Raw genomic sequence first — 14,747 nt, 5'->3', positions numbered from 1 at the left:
AATTAAATTATTTTTAAGAAATCACCGCTGGTCGTCGCAGACGTTTATTTTTATAATGACTATTCAACAAAACAACAGAGGACCAACGGCACATGACAACCGATGTCACGCGTTGCGCAAAGAAAAGCCGTGGCCGACCAAAAGTGTTCGACAGGGATGCGGCGCTCGATAAGGCCATGACGCTCTTCTGGCAGCATGGGTATGAAGCCACGTCGCTCTCCGACCTGGTGGAAGCAACGGGCGCGAAAGCCCCTACCCTGTACGCAGAGTTCACCAACAAAGAAGGCTTATTCCGGGCCGTTCTGGACAGATACATCTCGCGCTTCGCGGCAAAACACGAAGCCCAGCTATTCTGTGAAGAAAAAACGGTTGAGCAGGCATTGCAGGATTATTTCTGCGCAGTCGCAACCTGCTTTACCAGTAAAGACACGCCCGCGGGCTGTTTTATGATCAACACCTCCGCGACCCTCGCGGCATCGTCGAAAGAGATTGCCAACACGGTCAAATCGCGCCATGCGATGCAGGAGGAGACGCTCAGCACGTTTCTGGCTCAACGCCAGCAGCGCGGTGAAATTCCGGCGCATTGCCGTCCGCAGGAGCTGGCCCAGTATCTGAGCTGTATTCTACAGGGGATGTCCATCAGCGCCCGTGAAGGCGCGACGCTGGAAAAACTGCAGGGGATTACGCAAACAACGCTGCGCCTGTGGCCTGAACTTCTTAAACTCTGACGCAAAAAAAAGCTCCTCAGCCTGAGCGCATGAGGAGCTAAGTTCAGAGAACATCTTTTTTACACTTTGTTATTCAGTATCAGCTGACCATTGCTGTCGAGAGGGATCTGCGTACCAGGATCTTTATCCATGCGGATTTTGCCCTGCTGATCGCCAATTTTGTAGGTTACGTCGTAGCCCAACATTTTTTCAGACTTGTCATACACGGTTTTACAGCGCTGCTGCGTTGTGGTGTAGGTATCATTTTCCTGCATCGCGCCCTGCACCTGGTTACCGGCATAACCGCCACCCAGCGCACCAACTACCGTCGCGACATCCTTACCACGGCCACCACCAAACTGATGACCAATCACCCCACCAGCAACCGCGCCCAGCACGGAGCCAGCGATACGGTTTTCATCCTGAACCGGACGACGATGGGTGACAGAAACATTACGGCACTCCTGACGAGGCGTCTTGACCGTCTCTTTGATCGGTGTAGCGGAAACCACCTGCGCATACTGCGGGCCACGATCAAGTACGTTCAGACTGGCAACGGCAGCCACACCTAACGCAGCTGCGACGCCAATCCCTATACCCGCCAACATTGATTTATTCACGGGACTTCCTCCTTTGTTGCAATTGGTAGCAATTTTGCAGCGCAATAAACGCTTCGCCAATAAGATAAAGGATCAAAAAACCGCGGGATGAGCTGGGATAGCGTCTGTTTAAGAGAACTCTTAAGCGTCAGGAGCGAAATGCACAGCATGATGTGCTAAGAATTCCCTCCGGAGAGCCCGGAGGGAGGGAGAAATTAATGCAGCTTCAGGCGTGGGCGGATAACGCGGTTGATGCGGCCAACCAGCATCATCAGGCCGGTTTTGAAGTAGCCGTGCAGCGCAATCTGGTGCATACGGTACAGAGAAATGTACACGAAGCGGGCGATGCGCCCTTCCACCATCATGGAGCCGCGCATCAGGTTACCCATCAGGCTGCCCACGGTGGAGAAGTTTGAGAGCGACACCAGAGAGCCGTGGTCTTTGTAGACATAGGCTTTCATCGGTTTGCCTTTTATCTGCGCCAGGATGTTATGCAGCACGAGGCTTGCCATCTGGTGCGCGGCCTGGGCGCGAGGAGGCACAAACCCGCCTTCCGGACGTGCGCAGGAGGCACAGTCGCCGATGGCGAAGATGTCCGGATCGCGCGTGGTTTGCAGCGTCGGCTCTGTCACCAGCTGGTTAATGCGGTTTGTCTCCAGCCCACCGATATCTTTCATGAAATCAGGCGCTTTGATCCCCGCAGCCCAGACCATCAGGTCGGCCTGGATGTACTCGCCGTCTTTGGTATGCAGGCCGCCCTCATCCGCGCTGGTCACCATGGTCTGGGTCAGCACGCGCACGCCCAGTTTGGTCAGCTCGTTGTGCGCCGCGCCGGAAATACGCGGCGGAAGCGCAGGCAGAATGCGTTCACCTGCTTCCACCAGCGTCACATTCAGCGCTTCGTTAGTCAGCCCTTTGTAGCCGTAGCTGTGCAGCTGTTTGACCGCATTGTGCAACTCCGCCGATAATTCAACGCCCGTTGCGCCGCCGCCCACGATAGCAATGTTGACCTTGCCGTTAGCACCCATGTTGTTGGTGTACTTCAGGAACAGGTTAAGCATCTCCTGATGGAAACGACGCGCCTGATGCGGGTTATCCAGGAAGATGCAGTGCTCTTTTACGCCTGGGGTGTTGAAATCATTGGAGGTACTGCCCAGGGCCATCACCAGCGTGTCATAGGCCAGCTTGCGCTCAGGAACCAGCAACTCGCCTTTATCATCACGCAGCTCAGCCAGCGTGATGGTTTTGTTTTCACGATTGATATCCACCACCGAACCCAGCTGGAACTGGAAGTGGTGGTTACGCGCATGCGCCAGATAGCTGAGCGCATCCACGCCCTCATCCAGCGACCCGGTCGCCACTTCGTGCAGTAACGGCTTCCACAGATGGCTGTGGTTACGATCCACCAGCGTGATTTTGGCTTTCTTACCGCGACCCAGTTTCTTACCCAGCTGCGTCGCCAGCTCCAGTCCGCCAGCACCACCGCCGACAATCACTATCTTTTTCAATGGCGTAGTCAACGTGACCCCCTCAAATTATTAACCAATTGTTAATTAAAAGTTATATAAATAACCCTTAATTAACAACAGGTTACTGCGCTGAAACCATTCAGATTCATTGAGAATAGCACGTCAGGCGCATTGGTCATACCAAAATTGATATGTATCAAGTTTTGATGGTTTAAAAGTAGACAACTCTGACAAAAAAGAGGCCCGGCACGCTTTCACGTACCGGGCCTTTGTCATGTTCAGGGAGTTCAGCCCAGCGTCTTAAAGGCCTTAATACGCTGCAAGTGCGGGGAAATATTTTTGAACTTGTGGGTCTGCTCTTCATCCCAGACAATTTCGTAGTAATGATGCAGAAGTTCGGCAGCGCGGGAGCTGTCCAGCGCTTCATCGTTGCGGGAGAGGATCGCCAGACACCGGTCGCGGTTCTTTTCGCGGAAATTGCTCACGCATTTTGTTGCGATATCGGCGTACTCTTCCGGACGGTCAATCTTGCCTTCCATGTTTTCGTTTGGAAACAGGTTAGGATTAAAAATGACCTGACGGATATCGCACAAAAAACCGATGCGCTCTGCCCAGTATCCCCCCAACCCCACGCCGCAGATCAGCGGACGATCGTCGATATTGAGCTGCAACATTTTGTCCACTTCTTTAAGCAGATGCTGCATGTCATGTTTCGGATGACGCGTGCTGTAACTGATCAGCCGGACATCCGGATCGATAAACTGCAATTGCAGCACTTTCTCATGATTACCAGGACTGTTTGAGTCAAAACCGTGTAAATAAATGATCATCGTCTCACCACGCTACGCCTTCCGGGATGAATTAAAGGGCTGCTTTATGTGCCTGCCAGCGCTCGTTCAGGGCTTCAAGCCGGGCGTTTACCGATTTCCAGCGCGCCGAGTCCATCAGCTCCTGACGACTAAATGAACCTTTATGATACAATTGTGTAACACGTTCAGCATTGATCGGCGACAGGTTATCCAGCACGCTCACCGCCCCTTTACGATTATTGCAGACGAGGATCATATCGCAACCTGCATCCAGCGAAGCCTGCCCACGTTCGGCATAGCTTCCCATGATCGCCGCCCCTTCCATGGATAAATCGTCAGAGAAAATAACGCCATTGAAGCCCAACTCCTGACGCAGCACGGTTTTAAGCCAGTGCGGAGAGCCGCTGGCCGGACGCGGATCAACGTCACTGTAGATGACGTGCGCAGGCATAATAGCGTCCAGCTTGTTATCGGTAATCAGCGAGCGGAAAACAGACATATCTTTAGCGCGAATGTCTGCTTCCGGGCGCGGATCGCGCGGGGTTTCTTTATGGGAATCCGCCGTCACCGCCCCGTGGCCAGGGAAATGTTTGCCGGTGGTTTTCATGCCCGCATCGTGCATACCGTCAATGAAGCGCGTCGCCATTGCCAGCGCGATACGTGGATCGTCATGATACGAACGCTCACCAATTGCCGCGCTAATGTGTCCTACGTCCAGCACCGGGGCGAAGCTGATATCGATATCCATGGCGATCATCTCGCTGGCCATCAGCCAGCCTGCGTCCTGCGCCAGTTGACCGCCCTCTTCAGTACCCAGCAGCGCAGCAAAAGATTGTGCGGCGGGTAAACGGGTAAACCCTTCGCGGAAACGCTGCACGCGTCCACCTTCCTGGTCGACGGCCACCACCAGGCGATTGCGTGACGCCGCGCGGATCTGGCGAACCAGCTCGCGCAACTGCGCCGGATCGTGATAATTGCGGGTGAAAAGAATCAGCCCCCCTACCAGCGGGTGCGCCAGAATTTCGCGCTCTTCCGCATCCAGCTCAAACCCTTCAACATCCAACATTACTGGACCCACACCAACCTCTCTTATCCTTTCGTTTGTAACTGACGCCAGGCATCATTTGCCAGCGCAATAAATTGTTCGTCATCTGTCTGCTGAAGGCGCATTTCAAACCATCCCGCCATCAGCATCAGCACCCACGGACGCCAGCGCGCGACCTGCCGCGCAAGGGTGAGTACATTTATGTTGGCGTTTCGGGCATAGGCGGTTATCAGCTGCACGCGCGAAGCCTCATCAGGCATCCAGACCGCAGCGAGTTCAAGCGCCACGTCACCGTCCCCGGCATATTCCCAGTCGATAAGTTTCTCGCCCGCCGTGGTATGAACGATATTCCCCGCATGGACATCCATATGCAGCGGCGCCAGACGTAACGCCTTCGGCTCTCCCGCTTTACGCAGCCGCTTAAGCTGCGCCAGCCAGAAGGGCGTGCGTCGTCCAGGCGCAGCCTGCTGCCAATAGCTATCCAGTAATGGAAGTAACGTCACCTGCCAGCCCAGACGCGGCTGTCGATGCAGATGATACAGCATGGCTGCCAGCGTGGGCGTATCGGGAAGCTCGCTTTTGATCTCACCCGCAATAAACGCCACTGCCATCCAGTCCCTGATAAAGAGATGAGGTTTCGGGGCAAGGTCGGCGGGAAGGCGCTTCAGGGCGCGGAACTGGCGACGAAAATGGGCGGCAGGCGCGGCGGCATCGTGATGCTGACGTAAAACCAGCCGATGGTCGCCACGCTCAATAATGCAACTCGCGCCGCCAAGCCCGACGGGGGCTTGCGGCGCGATAACACGGTACTGGGGGAAATAACGCGTCAGGACATCCTGACGCGTGCGCTTATTGTTGCGTAACGGCACCTTTACCTGACCAGATAATTTCGCCGGTTTGAACCAGCATTAACTGCATCTGCAACGACGGCGTGTTCACGTTGCCTGTCGCGTTAGAATAAAGGACATACTGCGCGCCAACGTTGCGGGCGATACCAATCGCTTTACTGCGCGAACCCAGGCTGTCCTGAGGCGACAGACCAAGCTGTTGCTTGGCGACCGCGAGCTGCTGGGCTGAGACCAGCGTAAATTTACCGTTGTTTGCCAGCGCGTTGCGCAGGGTTTCCGTCGCTTCTCCCGCATTCAGGGAACCGTTTGTACGGTTGTTCACGCTGTCCACCAGCAGCACACTGCCAGGCGTAACGCCCTGTGCCTGCAACATTTTGCCCACCATCGGCTGCATCGCGCCGTTCCAGTCATAGTGCCGCACTCGCGGCGCAGGCTGCGCGGTATCGTCCGGATGTTCGATCGGGCCAGGCTGCGCAGGAATAGTCGGTACAGACGGCACGGTTGGAACAGGTTGCGCCGGTGTGGTCGGCTGTTCCGTTCCCGGCTTCGCCTGATCCACCGGTGCAGGTTCTTCCGTTCGCGTCACACAGCCTGCCAGAAAGAGTGCGAACGCACTCAGGAGCGCATAACGGCTCATTGTTTTAATCAAGGTTCACTCCTTACAAATAAAGATAAAGTCTCACCTTATGTGCACCCAGATAACTGGCGCTGCCGTAGAGCGTGACCGACGATCTTGCCGGGACCGTCACGCTACGCGGCGCCTCAAGCGGGTGCATCTCAAGACCTCTCACGTCATACCAGTAGAAGCGATAATGCACCGTCACTGGCTCTTGCCTTTCGTTATAGAGCGTAGAGGAGGCAGAAGACTGGATTTCGCTTATGGTCAACGAAGGATTTTCCGCCGTGATGCCCGCAGCAAGCACTGAGGACTCCATCACCAGCGTCTGTTCTTCACTGACCGGGATGGCGGGACGCGCGCTGCACCCAACCATAACCAGCGTCACGATCAGCGCTGCAATACGCCCAGTTAACATATTAAAGACCTTTATGTGCCAGCATCGGTCCCAGTGGACGTCCACCCAGAAGATGCATATGAATATGATAGACTTCCTGGCCGCCATGGCGATTACAGTTCATGATCAAACGGTATCCATCTTCAGCAATCCCTTCCTGCTCAGCAATTTTCGCGGCCACCGTAAGCATACGGCCCAGCGCCACTTCATGCTCGGTTTTAACGTCATTGACGGTCGGAATCAGAATATTGGGAATAATAAGGATGTGCGTCGGCGCCTGGGGAGAAATGTCGCGGAAAGCCGTGACCAGTTCATCCTGATAGACAATATCCGACGGAATTTCCCGGCGGATAATTTTACTGAAAATCGTTTCTTCAGCCATGACCTTTTCCTTTTATGTTTAATCTGGCGTCGTGCGTCCGTTGTTAACACACATTGTCTGTTTTACTGTGTGACACAACACAAGAGTATGAGCGAGTTTCTCCTGTCCTTTCAACCTTCTCCCGTTATTTCTTTCCTGATTATCGCCCATCTGGGTGAAGAGGCATCGCTTTAGGACATTTCTTTTCTGAAACCTGATTTCAGTTCATCCCGAAACATCTGTTTACAGCGTTAATCACAATGCGTATATTTCGCATTTGCATTTTCATGCGCATTTTTAACATAGAAAACGACGTCAGCCCGTGCTAGCGGGACTGTCGCGCACTACCTTCACCATTCACTAAGGGTTTGATGATGTCTTTCATTAATCACACCAGGGATGGGCAACGTCAGCCTGCCGCAACACCTTCGTTGCTGGCCGCCTGCATTGCTATGGCATTGACGCCAACCACCGCTTTCGCTGCTTCAACAGCCGAAGATACCGTCGTCGTTGATGGGGGTTTTGATAACACACAGGATCTTTCTGCCAGCCAGGATCAGGATTACAGCGTAAAAACCACCACCACCGGCACCAAACTGTTGCTGGTTCCCCGCGACATCCCACAGTCCGTCAGCGTTATCAGCCAGCAACGTATGGCTGACCAGAATCTGCAATCCATCGGCCAGGTGCTGACGAACACCACGGGCATCACGGCGCAGGTGCAGGACAGCGATCGTACCGTATTTTACTCACGCGGATTTTTCGTCAGCAACTACGCCTATGACGACCTTCCAACGTCCATCAGTGAAGTGTGGAACTTTGGTGATACCGCCGCCGATACCGCAATTTATGACCGCATTGAAGTGGTCCGCGGCGCCACAGGCCTGATGTCCGGGACGGGCAACCCGGCGGCGTACGTTAATATGGTGCGCAAGCATGCGGACAGCCAGGAATTTAAAGGCAACGTTTCCGCCAGCTACGGCAGCTGGGACAAGCAGCGTTACGTGCTGGATCTCCAGGCGCCGCTGGTGGAATCAGGTAAGGTACGGGGTCGTCTGATCACGGGTTATCAGGACAACGACAGCTTCGTGGATAACTACCACTACCGGAAGAAATTCCTCTACGGCGTGATGGATGCAGATGTTACCGACAGCACGACCCTCTCTGTAGGGTATGAGTATCAGGAAAGCCATACCGCCGACCCAACCTGGGGCGGGCTGCCGACCTGGTACAGCGACGGAAGTAAGACCAACTACAATCGCAGCCAGACCGTCGCGCCTGACTGGGCCTATTCAGATAAAGACAGCACCCGCATCTTCGCTAACCTGACCCAGCGTTTCGATAATGGCTGGGAAGCGCACATCAACGGCATGCATGCTGAAACCAACTTTGACTCTAAGCTGATGTATATGTCCGGTTATCCGGATAAAGAGACCGGCGCTGGCCTGGTGGGTTACGGCGGCTGGAACCGCGGGGAACGTAAACAGGATGCGGTCGATGCCTTCCTGCGCGGCGGCTTCGATCTCTTTGGCCGTCAGCACGAGATGATGTTCGGCGGCAGCTTTAGCCGTCAGCGTAACCATTACGACAACACCATGCCGGATGCAGTATACGGCATGGTTGATGTCGGCAACTTTAAGAACTGGAACGGGAACATTGCCGATCCGCAGTGGACGCCGTGGAAACTCTACAGCAAGGATGATATTCGCCAGTCTTCAGCCTATTCCTCTGCGCGTTTCTCACTCGCCGATCCGTTGCACCTGATCCTGGGGGCGCGTTACACCCAATACAACATTCGCTATAACCCCGCTGGTTCGCCGAATACACGTCTGGAAAGCACCAAAGATGATGTCACGCCGTATGCCGGCCTGGTGTATGACATCAATGAGGACTGGTCGACCTACGTCAGCTATACCTCTATCTTCCAGCCGCAGGATAAGCGCAATGCCAGTGGACGTTATCTCGACCCTACCACGGGTAAAAGCTACGAAGCCGGGGTGAAGGCAGACTGGTTTAATACCCGCCTCACCACCTCGCTGGCGATTTTCCGCATTGAGCAGGATAACGTGGCCAGCAACACGTATACCTACATGCCGAGCGGTGAGTCGATTTATGAATCGCTGGACGGGGTGGTCAGCAAAGGGGTCGAGTTTGAGCTCAACGGTGCACTGACCGATAACTGGCAGCTGACCTTTGGCGCGACGCGTTACATTGCAGAAGATAAGAATGGCAACGCTGTCAGCTCCGATCAGCCGCGCACAACCATGAAGTTGTTCACTCGTTATCAACTGCCAATGCTGCCGGAACTGACCGTGGGCGGTGGCGTAAACTGGCAGAACAAAGTGTGGACGGACGTGGAAGGCGGTCCGGCAGGACGTTCCCGCGCGGAGCAAGGCAGCTATGGGCTGGTGAACCTGTTCAGTCGCTATCAGGTCACCAAAGACTTTGCTGTTCAGGCTAACGTCAACAACCTGTTCGACAAAGAGTATTACGACTACGTCGGATCGTATGTAGTGTATGGCGCGCCACTGAACGTTTCGGTTAGCGCGAGCTACGACTTCTGAGTATTAAGCCCGGTGGCGCTGCGCTTACCGGGCCTACCCATCACGTAGGCCGGGTAAGGCGCAGCCGCCACCCGGCCCCCCAAACCGAGTAATAAAAAAGGCAGCCATTCGGCTGCCTTAGTCTCCCCAGATCACAGCTTAGTTGTTGCGGATGTACTCATCCATTTCGGTTTTCAGGTTATCGGATTTCGTTCCGAAGATTGCCTGAACACCAGAACCTGCAACAACGACGCCTGCTGCGCCCAGTTTTTTCAGACCCGGCTGGTCGACTTTCGCAACGTCGGCAACGCTCACACGCAGACGAGTGATACACGCGTCCAGGTTAGTGATGTTCTCTTTACCGCCGAAAGCAGCAACCAGAGCAGGTGCCATTTCGCTGGTCACACCGGCTTTGCTGTCTTCCGTTGCATCTTCACGACCCGGCGTTTTCAGGTCCAGTGCTTTGATCAGCACGCGGAAGACGGTGTAGTACACCACTGCGTAGCCCGCACCCACGATAGGGAACAGCCACAGCTTGCTGCTGTTACCGGACAGAACGATGAAGTCGATCAGGCCGTGAGAGAAGGACGTACCGTCACGCATACCCAGCAGGATACAGATTGGGAATGCCAGACCTGCCAGTACCGCGTGGATGATGTACAGGATCGGCGCAACGAACATGAAGGAGAACTCGATCGGCTCGGTGATACCGGTCAGGAACGAGGTCAGCGCTGCGGAGATCATGATACCGCCCACTTTTGCACGGTTCTCTGGTTTAGCAGAGTGCCAGATAGCAATTGCAGCGGCCGGCAGACCGTACATTTTGAACAGGAAGCCACCAGACAGTTTACCTGCCGTTGGGTCGCCCGCCATGTAGCGTGGGATGTCGCCGTGGAACACCTGACCTGCTGCGTTGGTGTATTCACCAATCTGCATCTGGAATGGAACGTTCCAGATGTGGTGCAGACCAAATGGTACCAGGCAGCGCTCAATGAAGCCGTAGATACCGAACGCCACAACCGGGTTCTGGTAAGCTGCCCACTGAGAGAAGGTCTGGATTGCCGTACCGATTGGTGGCCAGATGAAGGACAGGACCACACCGGTGAAAATCGCGGCCAGACCAGAAATGATCGGCACAAAACGTTTACCCGCGAAGAAGCCCAGATACTCAGGCAGCTTGATGCGATAGAAGCGGTTAAACATATACGCTGCAATCGCACCGGAGATGATACCACCGAGAACACCGGTGTCCGCCAGGTGCTTAGCGGCAATCTCTTCAGCAGGTAAATGCAGTACCAGCGGCGCAACCACAGCCATGGTTTTCACCATGATGCCGTAAGCAACAACGGACGCCAGAGCGGAAACACCGTCGTTATTGGTGAAGCCCAGAGCAACACCGATAGCGAAGATCAGCGGCATGTTAGCAAAAACAGAACCGCCTGCTTCGGCCATCACGTGGGAAACTACGGCTGGCAGCCAGCTGAAGTTTGCAGAACCGACACCCAGCAGGATACCTGCGATAGGCAGTACGGATACTGGCAGCATCAGCGATTTACCGACCTTTTGCAGGTTAGCAAATGCATTCTTAAACATAATTGAGAGTGCTCCTGAGTATTTGTGCTTTTTTTTACGTTTTCACGCATTGGCCCGGGGGGAGTACCGCGCCGTGGACAGGACATCTAAGCGCCCTTTATTTATTACACAGAGTAAAATAATTCCCTCTGAGTTTGTTTGACGGCTATCACGTTTCAGTTCAAGACGGCCAAAAAACTTGCAGATATTTACATAAAGCATGTCTGGATGTGTCTAAAAACGCCATCACCGCCCCGAATGAGGCGGTGAACTTTACTCGCTTTACTTATTAATTACGAGCCTAAAAATAACAGGTGTATCAGACAGATTGCAGGCGGGCGGGGTCAATATGGAACAGGCTGGCGAAGTTTTCCGTTGTCACGCGAGCCAGTTCTTCAATACTGACACCTTTCAGAACGGCCATATACTCAGCGACATCCCGGGTCATCGCTGGCTGGTTCTCTTTGCCACGATGAGGCACCGGCGCCAGGTACGGGGAATCGGTTTCCACCAGAATACGATCCAGCGGAACATAGCGCGCCGCATCACGCAGTTGCTCAGCATTACGGAACGTGACAATTCCCGAGAACGAGATATAAAAGCCCAAATCAAGCAGCTTACCCGCCGTTTCTCTGTCTTCTGTGAAACAGTGTAGTACGCCACCGCAATCCGTCACCTTTTCTTCCCGCAGGATACCCAGCGTGTCGGCGCGCGCATCTCGGGTGTGAACGATAACCGGCTTATTCAGTTCCCGGCCAATGCGGATGTGGTTACGGAAGGATTCCTGCTGGCGAGGTTTCGTTTCCGGAGTGTAGAAATAGTCCAGGCCGGTCTCGCCCATCGCCACTACGCCCTCTTCTGCGGCAAGACGGCGTAAATCCTCAACGTCGTACGCTTCATCCTGATTCAGCGGATGCACGCCGCAGGAGAAGACGACATTATCGCGCTCGCCTACCAGTTCACGCATGGAGCGGTAACCCGGCAACGTGGTTGCCACGGCCAGGCAAAATTTCACATCGCGCGCGGCGGCTTTCGCCAGCACGTCGTCCACATTTTTATGCAGGGATTGATAATCCAGGCCATCGAGATGGCAGTGTGAGTCGACTAAAAACATAATGTCTCTCTCAGAGGTGGGAAACCGGCGGTATGACGCCCGGTTACAGGTAGTGTTCAATACGCAGTAACTGGTCGGTCAGTAAAAGCTCGCGATTGAGACCGGTTACCGTCAAAAGTTGTTCACGACTCTGGCAGATATCATGAAGGATAGCGTGCAGCGACTGCCCTGACAGGCGATTCGCCAGCGTGGTGACCAGCGCCCACACGTCAGGGTTAGTCAGAAGCGTAGCCCCCTGCTGAATTTTGAGCGCATCCAGCAGTAGTGCGGCCAGCCAGTGCAGCCGTTCCGGAGCCTGATCGCTGTTCAGCGCTGGCAGCACGCTCAGCCAGTCATGGCTGTCGAGGGCTGATTCAACCGCACGACACAGCGTTTCACGCTGGGACCACACTTCGGGCTGTAATAAGGCCAGCGCAGCCGCAGGCGCACCGCTGCACAGGCGCAACGCTGAGAGCGCCGCGTCTTGTGACACCGTCACTTCCCGCTCAAGCCAGGCGAGTGCCCAGGATTCCTGAGGGACAGCAAGGTGGTGAAGACGGCAGCGACTGCGCAGCGTCGCCAGCAAGCGTTCCGGCTCGCGGCAGGAGAGGAAAAACCAGGTGTTTTCTGGCGGCTCTTCCAGGGTTTTTAACAGCGCGTTGGCTGCGGCTTCCGTGAGCAGCGCGGCATCTTTCAGCCACACCACTTTCGCCCCCCCCAGACGCGCATATTCGTACAGTTTCTCACTGACCTCACGCACCGCGTCGATACCGAGCGTATTTTTGCCCTTCTCAGGTTCGAGGGTGTAATAGTCAGGATGCGTGCCCGCCTGCATGAGCTGGCAACCCCGGCACTTACCGCAGCTTTTATGTCCTTCCGGCTGTTGGCACATCAGAAAGCGGGTTATGGCGTAAATCAACGCATCATCACCCATTCCCGGCAGCGCCTGGATCAGTAACGCATGATGCCCCCGACCAACCTGATAGCTGCCGATCAGCTGTTCAAAGTGTGGGCGCAACCATGGATACCATTTCATGCCTGCTGCTCCTGTAGCCACTGCGTAACGGTCTGCTGAATATCACATGTAACGTCTTCAAGGGATTGCGTCGCATCGATGGTACGAATGGTCTTGTCCTGCCCGGCCAGTTCCAGATAACGCGCACGGGTGCGGTTAAAGAAATCAAAAGACTCCTGTTCAATGCGGTCCAGTTCGCCGCGGGCACGGGCGCGCTTCAGGCCCACCTCAGGGGTCACGTCCAGATACAGCGTCAGGTCAGGACGGAAATCGCCCAGAACCGCGTCGCGAAGCGTAGCCAGCATGGCCTGATCGATACCCCGTCCACCGCCCTGATACGCCTGGGTTGAGAGATCGTGGCGATCGCCAATCACCCATTTGCCTTCTGCCAGAGCGGGTTTGATCACCGTCTCCACCAGCTGAACGCGCGCCGCATAGAACATCAGCACTTCCGCTTTGTCGGTAATAACTTCATCGCCAACGGATTTGATATCCAGAACCAGGCTGCGCAGTTTTTCCGCCAGCTGCGTACCGCCCGGCTCGCGGGTGAAGACCATGTCGGCGACGCCAAGCGATTTCAGCGTATCCACCACCACGTTACGGGCGGTGGTTTTGCCCGCCCCTTCGAGTCCCTCAATGACAATGTATTTACTGCGCATTTTTTTCCTTAAGTGCCTTCAGATAGTCCTGAACGGAGCGATTGTGGCTGGCCAGGTTGGTATTGAACGTATGCCCCCCTTTTCCGTCAGCCACAAAATAGAGATACGGCGTTTTGGCCGGGTGCGCGGCGGCCTTCAACGATGCTTCACTCGGCGTCGCAATCGGTCCAGGCGGCAGGCCGCTAATCACGTAGGTATTATACGCCGTTGGCGTTTCCAGATCTTTTCTGGAAATCCTGCCGTTGTAGTTTTCGCCCATGCCGTAGATGACGGTAGGATCGGTTTGCAAACGCATGCCGATGCGCAGACGGTTAATAAACACCGAGGCAACCTGGTCACGTTCGGCAGCAACGGCCGTCTCTTTCTCGATGATCGAGGCCATCGTCATGAACTGGTTTTGATCTTTATAAGGCAGGCCCTCTGCTCGCCCTTTCCACGCAGCGTCTACCGCCGCGACCATTTTGTTGTGCGCGCGCTTCAGAATTGCCACATCCGTCGTGCCTGCCGTATACATCCACGTATCGGGCCAGAACCAGCCTTCCACCCACTCGGGATGTTCGAATTTTAAGGCGTCTGCCACGGTCTGGTAGCGGTCATCTTTCAGCGTATGCTTGATGTACGGCGCGTCACGCAGTTGCCTGAGATAATCGCTCAGACGCATACCTTCTACAAAACGCAATGGAAACTGGGCTTCTTTACCACTCTCCAGCAGTTGCAGCATCTCGCGCACGGTCATGCCAGGGGTGAAACGATAGGTACCGGCCTTGAAGTGGGACAGGTCCGGCTCAATACGCAGCAGCCACTGGAATACGCGTGGGCGATTGATAATTTTGTCGTCATACAGCTGCTGACCAAGCGCCTGCCGCCCGGTCCCCGCTTTCAGGGTAAATATCGTCTCGTCTTTAATCAGGATCTGACTTTCAGCCAGCTGACGGACTTTCCACACTCCCGCTCCGCCAGCGATTCCGAACGCAACGATAAGAAGGAGGACAAAGCGTAACATTTTCTTCATGA

Annotated in this window: 15 protein-coding genes; 2 read left to right on the top strand and 13 right to left on the bottom strand. The window is 54.9% G+C overall.

The window, feature by feature from the left end:
• Window positions 1-92: 92 nt before the first annotated feature.
• Complete coding sequence (gene comR / locus ACOTXC_RS10530) at window positions 93-728, top strand: TetR family copper-responsive transcriptional repressor ComR (RefSeq protein ID WP_022647753.1); 636 nt, start codon at window positions 93-95, stop codon at window positions 726-728.
• 59 nt (window positions 729-787) lie between these two features.
• Here comR and ACOTXC_RS10525 read toward each other — a convergent pair whose 3' ends face one another.
• From ACOTXC_RS10525 to hinT, 8 genes are all read right to left on the bottom strand, one after another.
• On the bottom strand, window positions 788-1,327 hold the full coding sequence (locus tag ACOTXC_RS10525; protein ID WP_017384715.1) for a glycine zipper 2TM domain-containing protein: 540 nt from the start codon (window positions 1,325-1,327) through the stop codon (window positions 788-790).
• A 194-nt stretch (window positions 1,328-1,521) separates the two neighbouring features.
• The gene (locus ACOTXC_RS10520) at window positions 1,522-2,826 is read right to left on the bottom strand and encodes an NAD(P)/FAD-dependent oxidoreductase (RefSeq protein WP_022650789.1); all 1,305 of its coding nucleotides are present in this window, start codon (window positions 2,824-2,826) and stop codon (window positions 1,522-1,524) included.
• Between the two features lie 236 nt (window positions 2,827-3,062).
• Entirely contained in the window at window positions 3,063-3,605 is a 543-nt protein-coding gene (gene ycfP / locus ACOTXC_RS10515) for an alpha/beta hydrolase YcfP (protein ID WP_022647750.1), read from the bottom strand.
• 31 nt (window positions 3,606-3,636) lie between these two features.
• Complete coding sequence (nagZ, locus tag ACOTXC_RS10510; protein WP_063163632.1) at window positions 3,637-4,662, bottom strand: beta-N-acetylhexosaminidase; 1,026 nt, start codon at window positions 4,660-4,662, stop codon at window positions 3,637-3,639.
• Window positions 4,663-4,673: 11 nt separating this feature from the next.
• Window positions 4,674-5,498: a thiamine kinase gene (gene thiK / locus ACOTXC_RS10505; protein WP_045307947.1), complete on the bottom strand. Its 825-nt coding sequence runs from the start codon at window positions 5,496-5,498 to the stop codon at window positions 4,674-4,676.
• The gene (gene lpoB, locus ACOTXC_RS10500; RefSeq protein ID WP_085929697.1) at window positions 5,479-6,123 is read right to left on the bottom strand and encodes a penicillin-binding protein activator LpoB; all 645 of its coding nucleotides are present in this window, start codon (window positions 6,121-6,123) and stop codon (window positions 5,479-5,481) included. Before lpoB ends, thiK begins: the two co-directional genes overlap by 20 nt.
• Before the next feature lie 13 nt (window positions 6,124-6,136).
• Window positions 6,137-6,511, bottom strand: a complete 375-nt coding sequence (locus ACOTXC_RS10495; protein ID WP_022647747.1) for a YcfL family protein — start codon at window positions 6,509-6,511, stop codon at window positions 6,137-6,139.
• A gap of 1 nt (window position 6,512) precedes the next feature.
• Entirely contained in the window at window positions 6,513-6,872 is a 360-nt protein-coding gene (gene hinT / locus ACOTXC_RS10490; protein ID WP_006809243.1) for a purine nucleoside phosphoramidase, read from the bottom strand.
• A gap of 353 nt (window positions 6,873-7,225) precedes the next feature.
• Between hinT and fhuE the strand changes: the two genes are divergently transcribed.
• The gene (fhuE, locus tag ACOTXC_RS10485) at window positions 7,226-9,415 is read left to right on the top strand and encodes a ferric-rhodotorulic acid/ferric-coprogen receptor FhuE (RefSeq protein WP_032622149.1); all 2,190 of its coding nucleotides are present in this window, start codon (window positions 7,226-7,228) and stop codon (window positions 9,413-9,415) included.
• 138 nt (window positions 9,416-9,553) lie between these two features.
• Here fhuE and ptsG read toward each other — a convergent pair whose 3' ends face one another.
• From ptsG to yceG, 5 genes are all read right to left on the bottom strand, one after another.
• Entirely contained in the window at window positions 9,554-10,987 is a 1,434-nt protein-coding gene (gene ptsG, locus ACOTXC_RS10480; protein WP_006809245.1) for a PTS glucose transporter subunit IIBC, read from the bottom strand.
• Between the two features lie 298 nt (window positions 10,988-11,285).
• Complete coding sequence (locus ACOTXC_RS10475) at window positions 11,286-12,080, bottom strand: metal-dependent hydrolase (RefSeq protein ID WP_023299800.1); 795 nt, start codon at window positions 12,078-12,080, stop codon at window positions 11,286-11,288.
• 43 nt (window positions 12,081-12,123) lie between these two features.
• Entirely contained in the window at window positions 12,124-13,095 is a 972-nt protein-coding gene (gene holB, locus ACOTXC_RS10470; protein WP_126490368.1) for a DNA polymerase III subunit delta', read from the bottom strand.
• Entirely contained in the window at window positions 13,092-13,733 is a 642-nt protein-coding gene (gene tmk / locus ACOTXC_RS10465) for a dTMP kinase (RefSeq protein WP_022647743.1), read from the bottom strand. Before tmk ends, holB begins: the two co-directional genes overlap by 4 nt.
• A complete protein-coding gene (yceG, locus tag ACOTXC_RS10460) occupies window positions 13,723-14,745 on the bottom strand; it encodes a cell division protein YceG (RefSeq protein ID WP_017384722.1) in 1,023 nt (340 codons plus the stop codon). Before yceG ends, tmk begins: the two co-directional genes overlap by 11 nt.
• Window positions 14,746-14,747 lie beyond the last annotated feature (2 nt).

This window comes from Enterobacter cloacae complex sp. IR5428, from assembly GCF_049238585.1.
GTDB classification, from domain to species: Bacteria; Pseudomonadota; Gammaproteobacteria; order Enterobacterales; family Enterobacteriaceae; genus Enterobacter; species Enterobacter intestinihominis.
The sequence above is the reverse complement of the archived record's forward strand: the minus strand, read 5'-3'. Positions and strand labels throughout refer to the sequence as shown.

What these genes read in the sequence shown, in the direction of transcription:
- comR (WP_022647753.1), top strand. Translation starts at nt 93, where the DNA reads ATGACAACCGATGTCACGCGTTGCGCAAAGAAAAGCCGTGGCCGACCA.
- ycfP (WP_022647750.1), bottom strand. Translation starts at nt 3,605, where the DNA reads ATGATCATTTATTTACACGGTTTTGACTCAAACAGTCCTGGTAATCAT.
- ACOTXC_RS10495 (WP_022647747.1), bottom strand. Translation starts at nt 6,511, where the DNA reads ATGTTAACTGGGCGTATTGCAGCGCTGATCGTGACGCTGGTTATGGTT.
- hinT (WP_006809243.1), bottom strand. Translation starts at nt 6,872, where the DNA reads ATGGCTGAAGAAACGATTTTCAGTAAAATTATCCGCCGGGAAATTCCG.
- fhuE (WP_032622149.1), top strand. Translation starts at nt 7,226, where the DNA reads ATGTCTTTCATTAATCACACCAGGGATGGGCAACGTCAGCCTGCCGCA.
- ptsG (WP_006809245.1), bottom strand. Translation starts at nt 10,987, where the DNA reads ATGTTTAAGAATGCATTTGCTAACCTGCAAAAGGTCGGTAAATCGCTG.
- ACOTXC_RS10475 (WP_023299800.1), bottom strand. Translation starts at nt 12,080, where the DNA reads ATGTTTTTAGTCGACTCACACTGCCATCTCGATGGCCTGGATTATCAA.
- holB (WP_126490368.1), bottom strand. Translation starts at nt 13,095, where the DNA reads ATGAAATGGTATCCATGGTTGCGCCCACACTTTGAACAGCTGATCGGC.
- tmk (WP_022647743.1), bottom strand. Translation starts at nt 13,733, where the DNA reads ATGCGCAGTAAATACATTGTCATTGAGGGACTCGAAGGGGCGGGCAAA.
- yceG (WP_017384722.1), bottom strand. Translation starts at nt 14,745, where the DNA reads ATGAAGAAAATGTTACGCTTTGTCCTCCTTCTTATCGTTGCGTTCGGA.